Annotated in this window: 20 protein-coding genes; 11 read left to right on the top strand and 9 right to left on the bottom strand. The window is 69.4% G+C overall.

Annotation, left to right across the window (positions count from 1 at the left end; translation table 11 throughout):
• Positions 1-2: 2 nt before the first annotated feature.
• Entirely contained in the window at positions 3-512 is a 510-nt protein-coding gene (locus ACFFGH_RS27450) for a flavin reductase family protein (protein ID WP_386674468.1), read from the bottom strand.
• A 73-nt stretch (positions 513-585) separates the two neighbouring features.
• On the opposite strand from ACFFGH_RS27450, the gene ACFFGH_RS27445 reads away from it, so the two are divergent.
• The 9 genes from ACFFGH_RS27445 to ACFFGH_RS27405 all read left to right on the top strand — a co-directional run bounded on the left by ACFFGH_RS27445 (position 586) and on the right by ACFFGH_RS27405 (position 8,168).
• Entirely contained in the window at positions 586-921 is a 336-nt protein-coding gene (locus ACFFGH_RS27445) for a helix-turn-helix transcriptional regulator (protein ID WP_386674465.1), read from the top strand.
• Positions 922-1,055: 134 nt separating this feature from the next.
• A complete protein-coding gene (locus ACFFGH_RS27440; protein WP_386674462.1) occupies positions 1,056-2,114 on the top strand; it encodes a TerC family protein in 1,059 nt (352 codons plus the stop codon).
• On the top strand, positions 2,111-2,548 hold the full coding sequence (locus tag ACFFGH_RS27435; protein ID WP_386674459.1) for a hypothetical protein: 438 nt from the start codon (positions 2,111-2,113) through the stop codon (positions 2,546-2,548). The genes ACFFGH_RS27440 and ACFFGH_RS27435 overlap by 4 nt, the downstream gene beginning before the upstream one ends.
• Positions 2,545-3,852 carry a histidinol dehydrogenase gene (hisD, locus tag ACFFGH_RS27430; protein ID WP_386674456.1) on the top strand — a complete coding sequence of 436 codons (1,308 nt, stop codon included), beginning with the start codon at positions 2,545-2,547 and terminating at the stop codon, positions 3,850-3,852. Before ACFFGH_RS27435 ends, hisD begins: the two co-directional genes overlap by 4 nt.
• Before the next feature lie 519 nt (positions 3,853-4,371).
• Positions 4,372-4,785 (top strand): C-glycoside deglycosidase beta subunit domain-containing protein, encoded by a 414-nt coding sequence (locus tag ACFFGH_RS27425; protein ID WP_386674453.1) that lies wholly within the window; start codon positions 4,372-4,374, stop codon positions 4,783-4,785.
• Entirely contained in the window at positions 4,778-5,878 is a 1,101-nt protein-coding gene (locus ACFFGH_RS27420; protein ID WP_386674450.1) for a sugar phosphate isomerase/epimerase family protein, read from the top strand. Before ACFFGH_RS27425 ends, ACFFGH_RS27420 begins: the two co-directional genes overlap by 8 nt.
• A 17-nt stretch (positions 5,879-5,895) precedes the next feature.
• Positions 5,896-6,963, top strand: a complete 1,068-nt coding sequence (locus ACFFGH_RS27415) for a sugar phosphate isomerase/epimerase family protein (RefSeq protein WP_386674447.1) — start codon at positions 5,896-5,898, stop codon at positions 6,961-6,963.
• Between the two features lie 12 nt (positions 6,964-6,975).
• Positions 6,976-7,374, top strand: coding sequence for a C-glycoside deglycosidase beta subunit domain-containing protein (locus tag ACFFGH_RS27410; protein WP_386674445.1), 399 nt, complete (start codon positions 6,976-6,978; stop codon positions 7,372-7,374).
• The gene (locus ACFFGH_RS27405) at positions 7,371-8,168 is read left to right on the top strand and encodes a TIM barrel protein (protein ID WP_386674442.1); all 798 of its coding nucleotides are present in this window, start codon (positions 7,371-7,373) and stop codon (positions 8,166-8,168) included. The genes ACFFGH_RS27410 and ACFFGH_RS27405 overlap by 4 nt, the downstream gene beginning before the upstream one ends.
• 26 nt (positions 8,169-8,194) lie before the next feature.
• Here the strand turns inward: ACFFGH_RS27405 and ACFFGH_RS27400 are convergent, their stop codons facing one another.
• The 4 genes from ACFFGH_RS27400 to ACFFGH_RS27385 are packed head-to-tail and all read right to left on the bottom strand — an operon-like array spanning position 8,195 to position 11,239.
• Entirely contained in the window at positions 8,195-8,986 is a 792-nt protein-coding gene (locus ACFFGH_RS27400) for an SDR family NAD(P)-dependent oxidoreductase (RefSeq protein ID WP_386674439.1), read from the bottom strand.
• A gap of 8 nt (positions 8,987-8,994) precedes the next feature.
• Entirely contained in the window at positions 8,995-9,915 is a 921-nt protein-coding gene (locus ACFFGH_RS27395) for an alpha/beta hydrolase (RefSeq protein ID WP_386674436.1), read from the bottom strand.
• Positions 9,916-9,929: 14 nt separating this feature from the next.
• A complete protein-coding gene (locus ACFFGH_RS27390; protein ID WP_386674434.1) occupies positions 9,930-10,841 on the bottom strand; it encodes a sugar phosphate isomerase/epimerase family protein in 912 nt (303 codons plus the stop codon).
• On the bottom strand, positions 10,838-11,239 hold the full coding sequence (locus ACFFGH_RS27385) for a C-glycoside deglycosidase beta subunit domain-containing protein (RefSeq protein ID WP_386674431.1): 402 nt from the start codon (positions 11,237-11,239) through the stop codon (positions 10,838-10,840). The genes ACFFGH_RS27390 and ACFFGH_RS27385 overlap by 4 nt, the downstream gene beginning before the upstream one ends.
• A 134-nt stretch (positions 11,240-11,373) precedes the next feature.
• Here ACFFGH_RS27385 and ACFFGH_RS27380 point away from each other — a divergent pair, with 134 nt between their 5' ends.
• Both ACFFGH_RS27380 and ACFFGH_RS27375 read left to right on the top strand, forming a co-directional pair.
• Entirely contained in the window at positions 11,374-12,561 is a 1,188-nt protein-coding gene (locus ACFFGH_RS27380) for an acetyl-CoA C-acetyltransferase (protein WP_386674429.1), read from the top strand.
• Entirely contained in the window at positions 12,561-13,373 is an 813-nt protein-coding gene (locus tag ACFFGH_RS27375) for an SDR family NAD(P)-dependent oxidoreductase (protein ID WP_386674426.1), read from the top strand. Before ACFFGH_RS27380 ends, ACFFGH_RS27375 begins: the two co-directional genes overlap by 1 nt.
• Positions 13,374-13,387: 14 nt before the next feature.
• Here the strand turns inward: ACFFGH_RS27375 and ACFFGH_RS27370 are convergent, their stop codons facing one another.
• The 4 genes from ACFFGH_RS27370 to ACFFGH_RS27355 are packed head-to-tail and all read right to left on the bottom strand — an operon-like array spanning position 13,388 to position 17,613.
• The gene (locus tag ACFFGH_RS27370) at positions 13,388-14,446 is read right to left on the bottom strand and encodes a Gfo/Idh/MocA family protein (protein ID WP_386674423.1); all 1,059 of its coding nucleotides are present in this window, start codon (positions 14,444-14,446) and stop codon (positions 13,388-13,390) included.
• The gene (locus tag ACFFGH_RS27365; protein WP_386674421.1) at positions 14,443-15,462 is read right to left on the bottom strand and encodes an apurinic/apyrimidinic endonuclease family protein; all 1,020 of its coding nucleotides are present in this window, start codon (positions 15,460-15,462) and stop codon (positions 14,443-14,445) included. The genes ACFFGH_RS27370 and ACFFGH_RS27365 overlap by 4 nt, the downstream gene beginning before the upstream one ends.
• Complete coding sequence (locus ACFFGH_RS27360) at positions 15,459-15,884, bottom strand: C-glycoside deglycosidase beta subunit domain-containing protein (protein ID WP_386674419.1); 426 nt, start codon at positions 15,882-15,884, stop codon at positions 15,459-15,461. The genes ACFFGH_RS27365 and ACFFGH_RS27360 overlap by 4 nt, the downstream gene beginning before the upstream one ends.
• 34 nt (positions 15,885-15,918) lie before the next feature.
• Positions 15,919-17,613: a DUF5597 domain-containing protein gene (locus ACFFGH_RS27355; protein WP_386674416.1), complete on the bottom strand. Its 1,695-nt coding sequence runs from the start codon at positions 17,611-17,613 to the stop codon at positions 15,919-15,921.
• Positions 17,614-17,686: the final 73 nt, after the last annotated feature.

The raw sequence follows: 17,686 nt of genomic DNA, 5'->3' as shown, positions 1-17,686 counted from the left end.
CCCTACAGCTCCGGCCCGAGCCGGTGGTACGTCCGCTCCGCGTAGATCAGCCCCTCGTCGTACTCGCCGAGCTCGCCGACCTCGACCTCGACCACGACGACGGCATTGTTCGCGACCGGCACCCGCTCGACGATCCTGCCGAGCATCCAGGCCGGCACCCCTTTCAGCAGCGGCAGGCCCTGCGGCCCCGGCGACCAGTGGTCGCCCACGAACCGCTCCGCCGCGGGGCCTGCCATCTTGATGGCGAGCTCCTTGTCGTCGACGCCGAGCATGTGCACGAGCACGTGCTCGGTGCCCTCCATGGCGGGCCACGCGGATGAGACCCGAGCCATGTTGAAGCTGACCAGTGGCGGCACCGCGGCGAGCGAAGACACCGACGTCGCCGTGAATCCCACCGGCGTCCCGTCCGGCCGGCGTGCCGTGATGACGGCGACCCCCGCGGGGTGGCGGCGGAATACCTTCTTGAACTCCTCGGTCCGCTCGATGTCCGCCGCGCTCGGGATGTCGCTCATGTCCCCATTCAACCGTGCAGGCCTCCTGCGCCTTCCCGCGACGGACCCGGAGGGCTCAGTAGGATTCCGGGGTATGAGCCGGGGAAGCGCGTGGACGTTCCTCACCAACCATGCCCACGTGCTGATCTGCGTCGCCCGGGACCCAGGCATCCGGGTCCGCGATGTGGCCGAAACGGTCGGCATCACGGAGCGAGCGGCCCACGGCATCATCTCCGATCTGGTCGAGGCGGGCTACCTGCGCCGGGAGAAGTCCGGACGCAGGAACGTGTACGAGTGCGTCGAGGACATGCCGTTGCGGCACCCGGTGGAACGCGAGCACCTCATCGGGGAGCTGCTGGCGACCTTGACCCGCGATGCACCCACGGACGTCCCCGCTCGGCACCGGCGCCGTGTTGACCCGAACACATGAACTGTGGTTCACTAGTTGCCGGAGGGGAGTAGTCCCCGACGCCGCCTCGTCAATACGGTCCGTCCGAACGGACCCGGGTCGGCGACGCCGCCGGGCGTGATGAGACCTCCACGAGAAACTCGTGGAGGTTTTGCATGTCTGTTCCCGTCTGGGCCTGGGCCGCCGTTCTCGGCGTCATCCTGGTCATGCTCTTGATCGACCTGGTCGCCCACCGGCGTGCTCACGTCATCGGAGTGAAGGAGGCCGCTGCCTGGTCGGTGGTGTGGGTCTGCTCCGGCGTTGCGTTCGGGGTGATCGTCTGGTCGACGTGGGGTGCCGAGTTCGGCCAGCAGTATTTCGCCGGCTACCTCATCGAGAAGTCGCTCGCCGTGGACAACGTGTTCGTCTGGGCGATCATCTTCAGCGCGTTCGCGGTCCCGCGGGCCTTCCAGCACCGAGTGCTGTTCCTCGGCGTGCTCGGCGCGCTCGTCTTCCGCGGCATCTTCATCGCCGCTGGCGCGCTGCTGATCGAGCAGTTCAGCTGGCTCCTGTACGTCTTCGCGGCCTTCCTGATCTACACCGGATACCGGATGGCGCGGACCCGCAACGAGCATGCGCATCCGGAACGGTCGCGGGTGCTCACGCTGTTCCGCAGATTCGTGCCGATGACCGACCTGTATGTCGGCCAGCGCTTCCTCGTGCGCAAGGCCGGGGTGGTGCTCGCAACGCCGTTGCTTGCCGTCCTCGTCCTCGTCGAGGTCACCGACATCGTGTTCGCCGTCGACTCCATCCCCGCCATCTTCGCGGTGACTGCGGAGCCGTTCCTCGTCTTCACCGCGAACGCCTTCGCGATCCTGGGGCTCCGAGCCATGTACTTCCTGCTCGCCGACCTCATCCACCGGTTCGTCTACCTCAAGGTCGGCCTCGCCATCGTGCTGATCTGGGTGGGCCTGAAGATGCTCCTCCTCGACGTGTTCTACATCCCGACTCTCGTCAGCCTGACGGTGGTCGCCGCGGTGATCGCCGTGTCCATTCTCGTGAGCTTCCGCGCCACGAAGGGGCAGGCCCGCTCGCCCCTGGCAGCCGAGCAGGCCGGTGCATTCCGGGTGGCGACGCCCGAGGAGACGGCGGAGCTCGAGACGCTGTGGACACGCCGCCGGCTGAGCGCGGCGCCCACGTCCGACGAAGCCGCGAGCGAGGGGAGCCGTCGATGACCACCCCCGACACTCGTACTCGCACCGGGAAGCCGATCGCGATCCTCGCAGGCGGTCAGGACGAGGACACTCTCGCACTGCTGCGTCACGCTGCGGAGACGGCAGGGGCGAGGTTCGTGCTGCTGCTGGTGCCGGTCAAGGCGGCCGGGTTCAGTCTCGACCCCGCGTTGATCGCCTTCCTCCATCACAGGCGCGCCGCCGAAGTCGAGCGTCTGTCTACGCTCGCCCGGCAGGTGCTGGGAAGCGAGGTGCGCCTCGAGACCCGCTGTCTCCCCGCGAGCGGAGGAGCGGATCGCATCCTGGAGCGTGCGCGCCGCGCGGCGGAGCGGGCCGGGGCCACCCGGCTCGCTCGGGAGGGCACCGGGGAGGGGGACCGCATCACGGTGGACCCGATCGCCGGCCGGAGCGCGGCAACTAGCATTGGGAGGTCATGATCGCGCTCCTCGACCTCCGCTCAGAGCACCACACCGGCGTCCGGCTGTCGCGGCTCCTGCCGCGTCCCAGCACCGACGTCGCGTCGGCGGAGGCGGCCGCCCACCAGCTCGTCGAGGATGTCCGGTCGCGTGGTGTGGAGGCGCTGCTCGAGCAGGCGGAGCGCTTCGACGGGGTGCGTCCGCCCGCCATCCGCGTGCCCTTGGCAGACCTCGACCGGGCCCTGCAGACGCTCGCCCCCGACGTCCGGGGCGCTCTGGAGGAGGCGATCGCCCGGGTCCGGCAAGCGAGCGCCGCCCAGGTGCCGCCCGAGCGCGTGACGCGGATCGCCGACGGCGCCGAGATCGTGCAGCGCTGGCAGCCCGTCTCCCGGGTGGGACTGTACGTGCCCGGCGGCAAGGCGGTCTACCCGTCCAGCGTCGTGATGAACGTGGTCCCCGCACAGGTCGCCGGTGTCGGCTCGATCGCCGTGGCGTCACCGGCGCAGCGTGCGTTCGGGGGAGCGGTGCACCCGGTCATCCTGGGGGCCGCCCGGCTGCTCGGGATCGAGGAGGTGTACGCGATGGGCGGTGCGGGCGCGATCGGTGCGTTCGCGCACGGGGTGGAGAGCCTCGGCCTCGATCCCGTCGACGTGATCACCGGTCCCGGCAACGTGTTCGTCGCCGCCGCCAAGCGCGCCGTGAAGGGCGTCGTGGGCATCGACTCCGAGGCCGGCCCGACCGAGATCCTGATCCTCGCCGACGACGCTGCCGACCCGCGCGTCATCGCCGCTGACTTGATCAGCCAGGCCGAGCACGACGAGCTGGCCGCCGCGGTGCTCGTCACCGACTCGGATGACCTTGCCGCCCGCGTCATCACCGAGCTGGAGCGGCAGGTCCCGGCGACGAGGCACTCGGAGCGGGTGCGCGCCGCCCTCACCGGGCCGCAGTCGGCGATCGTGCTGGTGCGCGACCTCGACGAGGGCGCCGACGTCTCCAACGCGTACGCTCCGGAGCACCTGGAGATCCAGACCGTCGACCCGGAGTCGCTGCTCGCGCGGATCGACAACGCCGGCGTCGTCTTTCTGGGCCGCTCCGCTCCGGTCAGCCTCGGCGACTACCTCGCCGGCTCGAATCACGTGCTCCCAACCGGTGGGCAGTCGCGGTTCTCCTCGGGGCTCGGCACTTCCACGTTCCTCCGCCCCCAGCAGGTCGTGCGCTACTCCGCGGACGCTCTCGCCGCGGTGCGCGACGGCATCCGGGCGCTGAGCGACGCGGAGGATTTGCCCGCCCACGGCGACGCCGTGGACGCCCGCTTCTCCGAGTAGCCCCGCCACGAAAGCGGCCCGAATCGGCATAACCGGGCCGCCGCGGCGGCCCCGTTATGCCGATTCGGGCCGTGTTGTGCCCGGGCAATCGTTTCTGGTGGCGGGTACGGCCGAGAGGTATTCATCGCATGGATACCCAGGTATACGAAATGCGCGCTGTGACAACCAGCCGGCGTTTGCGAGACTGAAAGCGCATCAGCAGCGACGCCCGTGCCGGTCACGAGTCTCGCCCGGCAGCGGGCGGGTTCTGCGGCCGAGCGTCGCGACGCGGATGCCCCGAAATAGAGGCGCACGCCTCCAGGCGGTCAAGCGACAGCCGCCGTCCAGCTCGCTGGACGGTCCTGGAGGAGGCGCCATGACGACCCAGACGACCCGGACCAGCAGGTGGCGCGACGCGCCCCGCGCCGGCACGTCCACCGGGTGCGGCTTCCCGGCTTCCGGGCGTCGCAATCAACAGCACCAGTCGAAGGAGACGACCATGCATCCGACCCAGTCCGAATCCGAAGCGGGAGCGGGCCGATGATCCCGGACCGGCTGATCGAAGAGGGCACCCTCAGAACCGACGGCACCCGCACTTCCGTCGAGGTCCGGATCCCGTGGTACCGGGCGATCCCGGCGTCGTGCATCGCGGACGTCGAGCTGACGGTGGACGGCGCATCCGCGCCCCGCGAATCCATCACCTGGACCATGAACGACCGCACCTTCACCCTCGACGAGCTGCCGGAGGAGACCGACGAGTGGTGGTACGTGCTCGATTCCGCGGTGGTGAGCGGGGAGTTGCCGGTCGTCGGCGACCGCGAGCACACCGTCGAGGTGGGCCTGAAGCTCTACATCCCGTACATCATCACCGACCACGGGGTCCTGCAGATCGAAGAGCACAACACCAAGACGATGAAGGCCGAAGAGACGAAAGCGGAGGCAATCGATGCCTGAGCTCGGAACCCCCATCCAGGGAGTGACCCTGTACAGCTTCACCCGAGCCTTCCATCGGCGCGAGTACGACCTCGAGGGGCTCATCCGCAAGACCGCCGAGTCCGGATTCGGCCCGGGGCTGGAGATCATCGGCTTCTCGGGATTCAAGAACTTCCCGAACCTCTCGGATGAGTACGTCGACTGGTTCCGCGGGTTGATCGACGAGACCGGGCTCGTGCCGACCTCGCTCGCGGTGAACACCGACGTCGGCATCCGCCGCGACCGGCTGATGACGGACGACGAGCTGGTCGAGTACATGGCCCGGCAGATCGATGTGGCCGCCAGGCTCGGCTTCCGGATCGCGCGCGTCCAGATCTCCCTCACGCCGGACTCGATGGAGCAGCTCCTGCCGCTCGCCGAGCGCCACGGTGTGACGCTCGCGCTCGAGGTGCACGCCCACCAGCACGCGCACCACCCGGCGATCCTCCGCCTCCGGGACCGCTTCGAGAAGCTCGGATCACCGCTGCTCGGCTTCACCGCTGACTGGGGCGCGACCGTCTCGGGCTTCGCGCCGTCGCTGCTCGAGGCATACCGGCGGCGCGACGCGTCGCCGGAGCTGCTGAAGGCCGTCGTCGACCTGTGGGAGCAGTACTACCGCGAGGGCCCGCCGGCGGATGAGCCGGCGCACGGCAAGCGGTTCGGCGCGTTCATCGGCCTCGCTGCCCGGCACGGCCGTCCGGAGCTCGGCATCGATTTCGCCATCAACGGCACCGGGCTGTTCGGCCCGGCACCAGTGGAGTCGTGGCGGGAGATCATGCCGTGGATCCGGCACGTGCACGGCAAGTTCTTCGGCATCGACGAGAACGGTGAGGAGCCATCGGTTCCCGTCCGCGAGCTCATCTCGCTGCTCGTCGAATCCGGCTACAGCGGCGCCATCTCGAGCGAGTACGAGGGCTGGCACTGGAACTACTGGGAGAACGCCTTCGACATCATCCGCGGGGAGCAGGCCGTGCAGCGCAGCGCCGCCGCGGACGCCGGCTCCCGGATGATCACCGACGCCGACGAGGCACGACGGGTGCTCGACGCCCACCTCGCCCAGCCCCACACCGTCTGACCGGCAAGGAGAACGCTATGACCACGCAGACCAGCACGGATGCCCCGGGAACCGGCATCGCCGGCACCGGCATCGACCTCGGGCTGACCCTCTACTCGCTCACGTCGGAGTGGGCGGCCGGTCACTACACGATCGGCAGCCTCCTCGAGACCGTCGCGGAGCAGGGCCTCGGCCCCGGAGTCGAGTTCAACGGCGCGCAGATGCTGCGCTCCTACCCGCGGGTGGAGGACGAATTCCTCCGCACCTGGCGGGACGGGCTCGACGAATACGGCCTGGTGCCGAGCGCATTCGGCACGAACCTCGACATGGGCCGCCGCAAGGGCGACGACATGAACCCGGACGAGGAGTTCGAGTTCATGGAGATCCAGCTGCGAACCGCCCACACCCTCGGCTTCAAGCGGATCGTCATCCGGTCCGCTGGGGCCGAGCTGCTGCGCCGGCTGCTGCCGGTGGCGGACGAGCTGGACCTGCGCCTCGGCTACGAGATCCACGCCCCGTCCGGTCCGAACGACCCGAAGGTGCTGCAGATCCGGGAGATGTACGAGGACATCGGCTCCGACCGATTCGGATTCACCGCCGATTTCAGCTCCACCATGCACAGCCTTTCGCCGACCCTGTTCCGCACGCTCCGCAGCATGGGCCTGAACGACGAGCACCTCTCCGCCATGCAGGACTTCTGGAAGCAGCCCCTTCCGATGCACGAGCGGAACTCGGGCTTCGAGGAGTACCTCCGCTCCGTCGGCGTTGACCCCAAGAGCCTCGGCCCGTTCTCGCGACTGGCGTTCAACATGCACGGCCTTGTCGCGCCCGAGGAGTGGCTCGACATCATGCCGCAGATGATCCATGTGCACGCCAAGTTCTACGACATCGATGAGCACGGCGACGAGCCGGCCATGGACATCCCGCGGATCGTCCGGCAGTTCGTGCAGGGCGGATACCGCGGGTACCTGTCCAGCGAGTGGGAGGGTCATGCCTTCGCCGATCTCGGCGAGTCGGACCCGATCGCACTGGTCAAGGGACAGCACAAGCTCATGCGGCAGGCGATCGAAGACGCCGCCTCCACCACATCCGGCACCTCGAAGTAGAGCGAGAGCGACATGGCAACTCACAACACCCTGTTCCAGGAGCACGACGTCCGCCCGCACCCTGACGGCATCGCGGTCTCCGTGCAGCTTCCCTGGTACCGCAGCCTCTGGCTCTCCGCTGTCGACGATGTCGCCGTGAAGATCGACGGCCGGGAGATCCCGCGCGAGTCACTCCGCTGGGAGCTCGAGGGCAGGTCGTACCGGATCGACGAGCTGCCGCAGCAGTCGGAGACCCTCTGGTTCCTCCAGGACCGCGCCGACGTGATCGTGCCGCTCGACGAGCAGCCGAAGCCGGGCGACTCGCTTCGGGTCGAGGTGACGCTCGAGCTCCGGCTGCTCTACATGCAGATCGCTCCGCAGCGCTACGTCCCCAACCGCGTCGTGGTCGAGAAGGAGGTCGTGTTCGCATGACGTACACGCTCGCCCCGAACATCGAGCTGCTCTTCACGGAGGCCGGTGACTACTCCGACCGGGTGCGCGCGGCCGCGGCATCCGGGTTCTCCGCGGTCGAGATGTGGGGGCCGACCGGTGTGGACGCGCCCGCGAAGCCGAAGGACCTGCCGGCGCTGAAGTCCGCGCTGGAGGAGACCGGCACGCAACTGACCGCGCAGCTGTCCGAGCCGCGCACGCAGTTCATGATTCCCCCGAAGGACCATTCCGAGTTCTACCGCAAGCTGGATGAGGGCGTTAGCATCGCCCAGGACCTGAGGTGCCCGCGTATCGTCGTCGGCAGCGGCACGGGGTTCGGCGGCAGCAAGCGGCAGACGCAGCTCGACGAGCTGATCGAGATCTACCGCAAGGCGATCGCCCAGATCGACGGCTCCGGCATCGTGCTCGTGCTCGAACCGGTCAACGTGCGCGTCGACCACCCGGGAGCGCTGCTCGACCGCACCAGCGAGGCCGTGTACGTCGCCCGTGGCGTGGACTCGCCGTTCTTCGGGGTGCTCTACGACCTCTACCACTCGACCGTCGAAGGGGAGGATGTCGCCGCCGAGTTGAAGAACGCCGGCGACCTCGTCCGGTACGTGCAGCTCGCTGACGCACCCGGACGCGGCGAGCCGGGAACCGGAGACATCGACTGGCCGGCGGCGCTCGCCACACTCCGCGCGTCCGGGTACGACGGACCGATCGGCCTCGAGTACTACCCGCAGACGCCGTCGGAGGAGTCCGTGCGCTACATCCGTGAGCTGGCGGCGTCAGCCTGAACGCGCCGGGACGGGCGGGACGCTGATCAGTCGGCGATCAGCGTCCCGCCGTCGACGACGATGTTCTGGCCGGTCGTGAAGGCGCCCGCCTCGGAGGCCAGCCAGAGCACCGTGCCGGCGACGTGGTGGGCATGGCCGAACCGGTGCAGCGGCGTGCGGGCGAGCCGGATCAGCGCCACCGCGCCGTTGTCGGTGATGGGCTTCGCGAAATCTGTGTCGATCACGCCGGGTGAGATCGCGTTCACCCGGACGTTCCGGTCGCCCCACTGGACGGCGAGATTCCTCGCCAGCTGCGCGTTGGCAGCCTTGGTGATCCCGTAGAGCCCGAGCATGCGGTTGCCGCGCAGCCCGGCGATGCTCGACATCACGAGAAAGGAACCCCCGCCGCCGTCCGCCATGGGCGGAATTGCGAGATTCGCCAAGCGGAGGACACCCCGCACGTGGAGGTCGAACATGGCGTCGAGCTGCTCATCGGTGCTCGTCAGGTGCGTGCCGCTGTCGAGCGCGACCCCCGCGTTCGCCACCACCGTGTCGATCCGTCCGTACTCGGACAGCGCGAACTGGACGACCTCTCGCAGCCGGCTCTCGTTGCGCGCGTCGCACGTGCGGCCGACGACGGGGAGTCCTTCGTTCGCCAGCGCCGATGCGACCCGCTCCGGCTGCTCCTCGGGAAGCCCGGTGAGCACGGTGGTCGCTCCCGCCGAGGCGAGGAGACGGGCGGTGGACAGCCCGATCCCGCGCGTGGCACCGGTCACGAGCGCGACCGTGCCGGCCAGGGAGAACAGCTCGACAGCCGACGGCGGCTGGAGTTCGTCCATGTTCGAACTCAGCCGCTCGTCGGAGCTTTGACGCCGGTGAGCCAGTCGAAGATGCGCTCGACGCTCGACCGGCCTTCCGCCGAGTGGGGCTGGTCCAGATGCCCGTGCGCGGCCTCCGGCTCGACCTCGACGAGCACGCGCCCGCCGGCGTCTCGAAGCTGACGCCCGAACGCCTCCCCGGACGCCCGGAGGGGGTCGGTGTCGGCGTTCAGGATGTACACCGGCGGGAACCCGGACGCCTCACCATGACCAGGGAACGCCACGGGGTCGGTGAGCCCCTCCTCTGAGCCGGTGAAGTTCAGGTTGAGCTGCCGCATCACCTCCAACGGCATGCCGCCATGTTCCTCGAGCTTCCCGTGCAGCTCCTCGGATGGCTCCGGCATGGTGGAGTGCAGCGCCGGGTAGACGATCACCAGGCTCGCCGGCAGGACGCCGCCGGCGTCCCGGAGTCGCGCGATGACGCCCGCCGTGAGATTGCCCCCGGCGCTCGCGCCACCGAGGTGCAGGCGGCCGACGGTCACGCCGAGCCGATCGATGTTCGCCACCGCCCACTCCCACGCCGCCAGCACGTCGTCCGACGGTACGGGGAACCGGACGCCGTTCAGAGCCTTCGAGTAGTCGACCGCCAGCACGCTCACTCCTCGAGCGGCGAGGGAGAGGGCGACCCAGTGCGACTCCGGCATGTCGAGGTGGCCGCCGACGAAGGCGCCGCCGTGCGCCCAGACGAGTCCCGCGATCGGCGTGGCGTCCGGCAGGCGGTACAGCCGCGCCGGCTGCTCGCCGTGAGGGGTCGCGATGGTCAGATCAGTGACGTTGACCGCGCCGAGCTCCGGATACGCGGAGATCAGGGAGGCCGTGTCGATGTCGGTCCTGGGATCCGGCTGTTCTCCGTGCGTCTCCAGATGCCGGATCATGTCTGGCACGGACATCCGGCGGATGTCTGTCATCGTGCGGCGGCGGGCGCTGCGGCAAGGGTGCGTATGAGCGCGTGCTGGCGGCGCAGCTGGTCGGAGGCCCGGTACGCGATCCGGTCCCCCTCGTACTCGCTCGACAGGTATCCCGTGTAGCCGGACTCGTCGACGACCTGCAGGATCTCCGCCCACGGGATCTCGGAGTCGACGAGATCGTCGTCGATGGAGTGGAACTTCGCCTGGAAGTAGACGACGTGGTCCATCACGGCCCGGAGATCCGAGACGGGGACCACGGGCGGATTGGGGAACGACGGACCGCCCCCTGTGCCGAGCCGAGACGAGATACCGGGCTCCGTGCGGCGGTAGTGGGAGCGCTGGAAGACGCCGGTGTCCATCAGCAGCCCGAAGTGCTTCGTGCCGGTGCGCTCGATGAACGCGACATAGTCGTCGACCGTCTGGGAGACGATCGGCGTCGGCCAGTGGATCTCGGGGCAGATGATGATGCCCTTCTCCGCCGCGAAGTCGAGGTTGCGCTCGACCACCTCGGACCAGATGGGGTCGGGCACCAGGTCTTCGGTCACCACGCCGATCTTCGGGCGCACGAACGAGAAGCCGAGCCGGGATGCGATCCGCAGGTCGAGGGCGAGCTGCTCGGTGCCTTCCTCGACGGTCATGCCGCGGTCCAGGTTGCGGCGGGTGTCGAGCCACGAGCCGTAGCAGGTGGGGGTGAGCCCGAGTTCGCCGACGAGCGCGTGCCACCAGTCGATCCACTCGGTCGAAGGCTCGGGGTAGCCGAGCACGTGACCCTCGCCGAGGATCTCGATGCCGGTGGCACCCAGGTCTTCGATGTCGCGGGCGCAGTCCTCGAGGTCCATCACGACCCCGAAGTCGCCGGTGTAGCTGTAGACGGAGACGCCCAGCTGGAACTTCGGTTCGGTGCTCATCGGACGATCGTCGCCTTTCGTGTCGCGGTCCAGGTCTGCGGCTGCAGCTCGATCGGGATGTACGACATCCGGAACATCAGCGAGACGGTCACGTCATGAATCCCCACGGAAAGTCCGCCAGGCTTCGGGACTCGGAGCGTGGCCGCCTCGGTGAGCGGCCAGCGCGCGGTCGTCGAACTGCGCAGCTCCTCAGCGGTGTAGTCGTGTCCCTCGATCGACCAGCTGATCGCGTCCCCGGCGAAGCGCTCGCCGTCGACCTCGACCTCGACCCCGTGGATGAGATTCGTCCAGGTGCCCCGGTAGTACGGGGAGCGGATGCGCAGCTCGAAGCCGTCCGCCCCGTTCTCACCCGGCCGGTTCTTGAAACCCCGCGTCTGGATCAGGTGTTGCTCGAGCACTCGCGCCTCCGCTTCATTGCGTTCTCCTGTCGACTCTGCCGGGAACGGCGCCGTCGGGCGACGTGGAATTCCGTATGCCGCCTATCCATGAACCCGATACCGCGTACGGAGCGGAGGGGGTTCAGACTGGATGCATGGATTCCGCAAGTGTCATCGTCGCCGGAGCTCGGACGCCCGTCGGCAAGTTCCTGGGCGGGCTCTCGTCGCTCGCCGCGTATGAGCTCGGTGGGCTCGCGATCGCTGAGGCGCTCCGGCGAGCGGGGATCGAGGGTGCCGAGGTCGACCAGGTCGTGATGGGCCACGCGGTCCAGGCCGGCACCGGTCAGGCGCCCGCCCGCCGAGCGGCCGCGCTCGGTGGGATCCCGGCCACGGTGTTTGCGACGACGGTGAACACCGTCTGTCTCTCCGGCATCGACGCGGTCATCCAGGCGGACCGGCTGATCCGGCTGGGGGAGGCGGAGATCGTCGTCGCCGGCGGCATGGAGTCGATGTCGCAGGCGCCGCATCTGCAGACCGTGCGGAGCGCGGTGAAGTACGGCCGCGCGGCAATGGAGGACTCCCTCGAGCATGACGGATTGTGGGACTGGCGCACGAACCAGTCGATGGGCTCGTTGACGGACGCGGAGAACGCGGTCGCGGCGGAGTTCTCCCGTGAGGAGCAGGACGCGTACGCGGCGGGGTCGCACCAGCGGGCCGCGGCGGCGCAGGCGGACGGCTCGCTCACAGCGGAGATCGTGCCGGTGCAGGTGGCCGCCCGCAAGCAGACGATCGAGGTCGCCGCCGATGAGGGCGTGCGACCCGATACGACGGCAGAAGCGCTCGCGAAGCTTCCTCCGGCGTTCTCGCCCGACGGCACCATCACCGCCGGCTCGGCGTCGCCCCTCTCCGACGGCGCAGCCGCCGTGGTCGTGATGAGTCGCGCTGAGGCGGAGCGGCGCGGGTTGTCCTGGCTCGCCGAGGTCGGCACCAGCGGCCAGGTCGCCGGTCCGGATTCGTCTCTGCAGCTGCAGCCGTCGCGCGCGATCTTCCGTGCGCTGGAGCGAGCAGGATTGTCGGTCGAAGATCTCGATCTGGTGGAGATCAACGAGGCGTTCGCCGCCGTGGCGCTGGCCTCCATCCGGGATCTCGGCGCCGATCCGGAGATCGTCAACCCGACCGGCGGCGCGGTCGCGCTCGGGCATCCCCTCGGCATGTCAGGGGCGCGACTCGTGCTGTCGATCGCCACCGCCCTCGAACGGCGTGGCGGCGGCACCGGTGTCGCGTCGCTCTGCGGGGGCTCTGGACAGGGAAGCGCGCTGATCCTCACCCGGCCGCGGGCGTAGTGGCCGGGGTCGAGGACACCCGACTTCCCGGGCTCGACGGGAAGGTCATCGTCCTCACCGGGGCGTCCGGGGGTCAAGGCGTCGCCGAGACTGCGCTGCTGACGGTGAGCGGCGCCACGGTGGTCGCGACGGACCTCAGCGCCGAAGCCGGCGCGGAGCTCGCTGCCGTCGTGGACCGCCATCCGGAGAACGTGGTCTACCGGCGGCTCGATGTCACCTCGCCGGGCGCCTGGTCGGACCTGGCGACCGAGCTCGCAGGCAGGCACGGGACGATCCACGGGCTGGTCAACAACGCGGGCATCCCGATGCGTGCACGGCTCGGGGAAGTCGCACTCGACGACTGGAATCGTGCGCTCGCCGTGAACCTGACCGGCGCGATGCTCGGCATCCAGGCGCTCGTGCCGCTCATGACGGCAGGCGGCTCGATCGTCAACGTCGGCTCGGCGGCGGCGGTCATTCCGCACTCGGCCGCCGCCTACACCGCGAGCAAGTGGGGGCTCCGCGGGCTCAGCGGCGTGGCGGCGACGCAGCACGGGCCGGCCGGCATCCGCACGAATCTCGTGAACCCCGGGTACATCGAGACTCCGATGATGGCGAAGGCGGCGGTTGGGATGCTCGAGGCCCAGCTCGCCCTCACGCCGATGGAGCGCGTCGGCCGCCCGGAGGAGGTCGCCTCCGTCGTGGCGTTCCTGCTCTCCGATCTCGCCTCGTATGTCAACGGCGCGGAGATCGCTGTCGACGGCGGCTACACCTCATCGAGCGGCGTCAAGTACATGGCTGACACGATCGACGGCGCCGCGCGGCAAGAGTGAACACCGGGCGGCTCTCAAGAGGGCGGACGCACCACCTCACCGGTTTCAGACGACCGGCGTCCAGCCTCCAGCACGTCGAGGACATGGATGGCATCGTCCACGCTGACCGGGAGCTCACCGGCCCCGTGAAGGGCGAGCGCCAACTCCCGGTAGAACTCGGTCCAGGCGCCGGGAACGGTCGGCACGGTCTCCGTGCCGCCGGCCAGGTGCACGGCACCCCAGTCCGACTCCGGCTCCGCACCCCAGGACGGCGATCGAGGGTCGCCGCCCGCGATCAGCGCCGGCTGCTGACCGTCGAACCCGTGTTTCACGAACGAGCCGCTCAGGCCCTGCACCCGGAACCGGGGTGACGGGTCGCTGCGCACGAGTGCCATGCTCACGTGCGTGGTCACGCCGCCCATATGCCGGAGTGCGAGGAACACGTCGTCGTTCACCGCCGAGGCGGCCCGACGCTTCGCCACCTCGCCGTAGACGCTCTGCACGGGGCCGAACAGCGCCACCGCCTGATCGACGGCGTGGCTGCCGAACCCGCCGAGCGCGCCATCGACGCCCCCGGGGATCGCCTCGCCGCGCCAGCCGGGGGCGCTGCCGGGGAACCAGCGATCCATCGACGTGTCGAAGTGGAACACCTCGCCGAGCAGGCCGCTCTCGAGAACCCTGCGCACGGTGAGGAAGTCGCCGTCCCAGCGGCGGTTCTGGAAGGGGACGATCGGCAGGCCACGGTCACGGGCGAGGTCCCGCAGATGCCGTGCGGCGGCGGCAGTCGTCGCGAGCGGCTTGTCCACGACGGTGCCGAAGCCTGCCTCGAGAACCTCCTCCGTCACCTCCGCGTGCGAGGCGTCCGGGGTGGCGACGACGGCCAGCACGGGGCGGTCGTCGAGCGCCGCCAGTCCGGCCACCGAGCTCACGATCTGCGCGTCCGGGAATGCCGCGGCGGCCTCCGAGCGCGCGGAGCTGGAGCGGGCGACGATCGCTCCGACCGCGAGGCCGTCGACCGCGTCGATGAGTCGCCCATGCAGGCTGCGGCCGCTCATCCCGAACCCGACCAGGGCCAGCCGAAGGGGCGCCGTCATGCGCCCGCGCCGTGGGGCGGCAGCGCACGGTCGTAGAGCTCTCTGTGCTGGAGCGTCATGTCGAGGGGCCGGTAGGCGCCCGGATCGAGATACTCGTGGCCGCCCCACTCGCTGGTGATCGCGCCATCGAAGCCGATCGCGCCCAGTTCCCGGCGCAGATCGGCGATCGGCCGCGAGACGCGGCCGTCGGCATCCTCGAGGTCCCAGAACTTCAGGTGCACGATGCTCACCTCGGGGAGGAAGTCGCGGAACTCCGCCACCGTCGAGGAGCCGAAGCGCATGAACGGCATGGCGAGGAGGGGGTGAAGCGATGGCGGCAAGCCGGCCTCCGCTGTGAGCCGAGTGAACTCGCCGCGCACCTGCCCGCTGCGGTCGCCCGCCCAGTCCTCTTCGAGCAGCCGGATCGCGGACTCGGGCACCGAGTTGGCGCGCAGCTCCTCCACGTAGGTGGCAGGCACGGCCGGCATGCATGCGCTGGAATCGAACACGAAGCCGAGCAGGCCGCCGCCATGCTGTGCGGCGAACTCCCGTTGCCGGTCCAACTCGGGGGAGTCGATCCGCACCGGTCCCTGCACCTCCTGGTAGAGCGGGATCCCGTGGCGCTCCAGATGGGGGAGCAATCCTTCCTGCATCGCGGTATCGATGCCGAACATCACCTTGACTGCTGGAAAGCCCAACTTCGCCGCGGATGCCACCTGGTCGGCGAGGTACTGAACGGTCTCGTCCATCGTGAGGAGGCGGTCCGGGTGCAGCGCCAAGTCGGCGTAGATGCCGAGTTCTGTCAACTCCAGATCGAGCCGATCGGCAAGCTCCCGGAATTCGGCCGCCTCGGCGTCGCCGACTCGGGGGAGCCCGGGGAAGTGCTGGAACCCGTCGATCTCGATCCGGCGGATGCCGCCCTCGGTCGCAATGGTCTCGACGATCCCATTCGGGTCGGCGCCGGCGACGAGCTCGGTCGTGAACGAGAACAGCGTCACCGCCCAGTTCGGATCGGCCAGTGTCCTGTCGGCAGTCACTTCGTCGCACCTTCAAGAGTTGCACCGCGCACCTGGAGCTCCCGGGATGCTCGGACCGGGAGCACGAGCGGCCCGGCCGGGCCGAGAATCAGGTAGGGGATACGCAAGCGCAGGGTCAGGTCGACGCGTACGCGCCGTCCGGTCGGGACCGCAGGGCCCGAGCGGATGTGCAGACGGACTGGACGCCCGACGACCCAATAGTCCTGCCAACGCCCCGACAACTGCTGCGGTGCGACCAGCGCGCCGTCGACCTCGAACGCCAGGGCATCGTCGTTCACGGACTGCCCATCGAGAGCGACGTCGACCTCCTCGACGCAGGACCACGGCAGGCTGCGCATCCACGGCAGGCGCAGGGTGAGCACGTATCCGCCTGGTCCGCCGGTCAAACCGCCTTCGGACAGCATCGCTTGGTCGAATCCCATGGTTCTCCTATCTGTCGGCTGAAATGCGGACGGCTCAGCGATCGAACTTCAGCAGCCGCAGCCGAGCGGCTCCGATTCGGTCGCGGGGAACGATGGTCAACCGCTCATCGCCATTCAGCACCCGGCCGTCCTGCCACACCCCGTCGACCAGTCGCAGTTCGCGCACCGAGTCGACCTCGAGCTCCGCATCGTCGCTGGAGAAGTCGATCAAAGCCCCCTGGCCGAGGATGAGGAATGATCCGTCCGGCTGCCCGGCGACGAGCCCGAAGACCCGATCGTCGCCTCGGGTGATGCCGTGTGCGGCTCCCTCGGTCTCGTCGGGCAGCTCAGGTGGCGGCGGCAGCACCACGCCGGCGTCGAGCAGCATCGTGGCGTACAGCTTCGGCGCGTTCCGCACCGTGACGGTGACCCCGTTGATCTCGGCGCCGGCGGAGTCGTCGTCGGGACGGAGCGCGAACGCGAACATCGAGCCCGATCGCTGCGCGTCGACGATGGCCTTCGTCGATGCGAGAATCGTCCGCGCGGCCACGCTGAACTGGCTGCCGGGCCGCCCGTCCTCCACGCCGAACACCTGATAGCCGATCCCTCCGTACTGGCCGATCGCCAGGAACGCGTCGCCGGCGCGGAAGCGCGCCTCGGGGATGAAGAGCGGGTTCCCGGGAACGGCGTACTGCTCCATAACGGCACGGGAGTCCGGCACGTAGATGTCGGGGGCGAGGAAGTCCAGGGATGGCGCCGCTGAGCGCCACACACCGAGCATGGCGGCGGTCGGGCCACCGCTCGGATACGTGCCGGGAAGGTCACCAGGGGCCTGCGGGCCGAGCCACGCGTTCGCGTAGGCCGGGAGCGGTAGAACCTCCTTGCCGGCGGAGGCGAGGCTGCCCACGTACGAGGCGAACGCCCACGCCATGAAGGCCTCGTCTGCGACGGGTTCGCCGTCTCCGAAGATATCTGCCCACGAGCCGCTCCGCTCCGTCGCCGGCATCAGCGCTTGCCGCGCGTCCGGATCGAAGGTGTCGGGAACGTCGCGCAGGGCGCGGCGCAGCCGCTCGGGCACCTCCGCGTTCCACGCGTCCAGCGCCGCAGGGGAGCGGTCGCGGGATGAGCCGAGCAGACCGACCTCGTTCTCGACCTGCATGAGGATCACGGTGTGCTCAGGGTCGGTATCGGCCAGGTGCGACATCAGCGCACGGTACGCCGCCGTATCGGCCTCGAGGAGGGCTGCGGAAAAGACTGAGAGCACGGGCCGGCTCATCGACCCTTCGTACGTGAACGGTGTCGGCACCCGCGGTTCCGCCAGCACCGCACGGGGGAAGCGCTCGCGATCGCTCCGCACCCACGATGGTGCGTAGGTGGAGCTCGCATTCTTGAACGCGCCGAACCAGATCAGTACCAGACGCAGTCCGGCCGAGCGCGCACCGGCGAGCAGCATGTCGACGACCGTGAAGTCGAACGCTCCCTCGATCGGCTCCACCTGATCCCAGCCGACCGTGGCGATGACGCTGTTGAAGCCGGAGCCGCGCAGCTTCTCCCACACGCCCAGCATGTGCTCGGGGTCGGACGAACTCGAATTGTGCAGCTCGCCTCCGATGGCGAGGAACGGCGCTCCATCGACCACAAGCCGGGCGTGGCTCGCGCCGTATCGCTCGAGGCGGGGCATGTCGATCGCCGCCGCCCGGGCCGCGCCGGCCTGTCCCGGATCCCGCCCGTGGTTCTCGTCGTTGAGCATGGTCGCCTCCTGCTTCGCTGCAACATCGACTCTGCCGGTATCTGCGCCCGGAGCGGTGCGTCGATCCGGTATG

Source organism: Lysobacter korlensis (assembly GCF_042434515.1).
The sequence above is the reverse complement of the archived record's forward strand: the minus strand, read 5'-3'. Positions and strand labels throughout refer to the sequence as shown.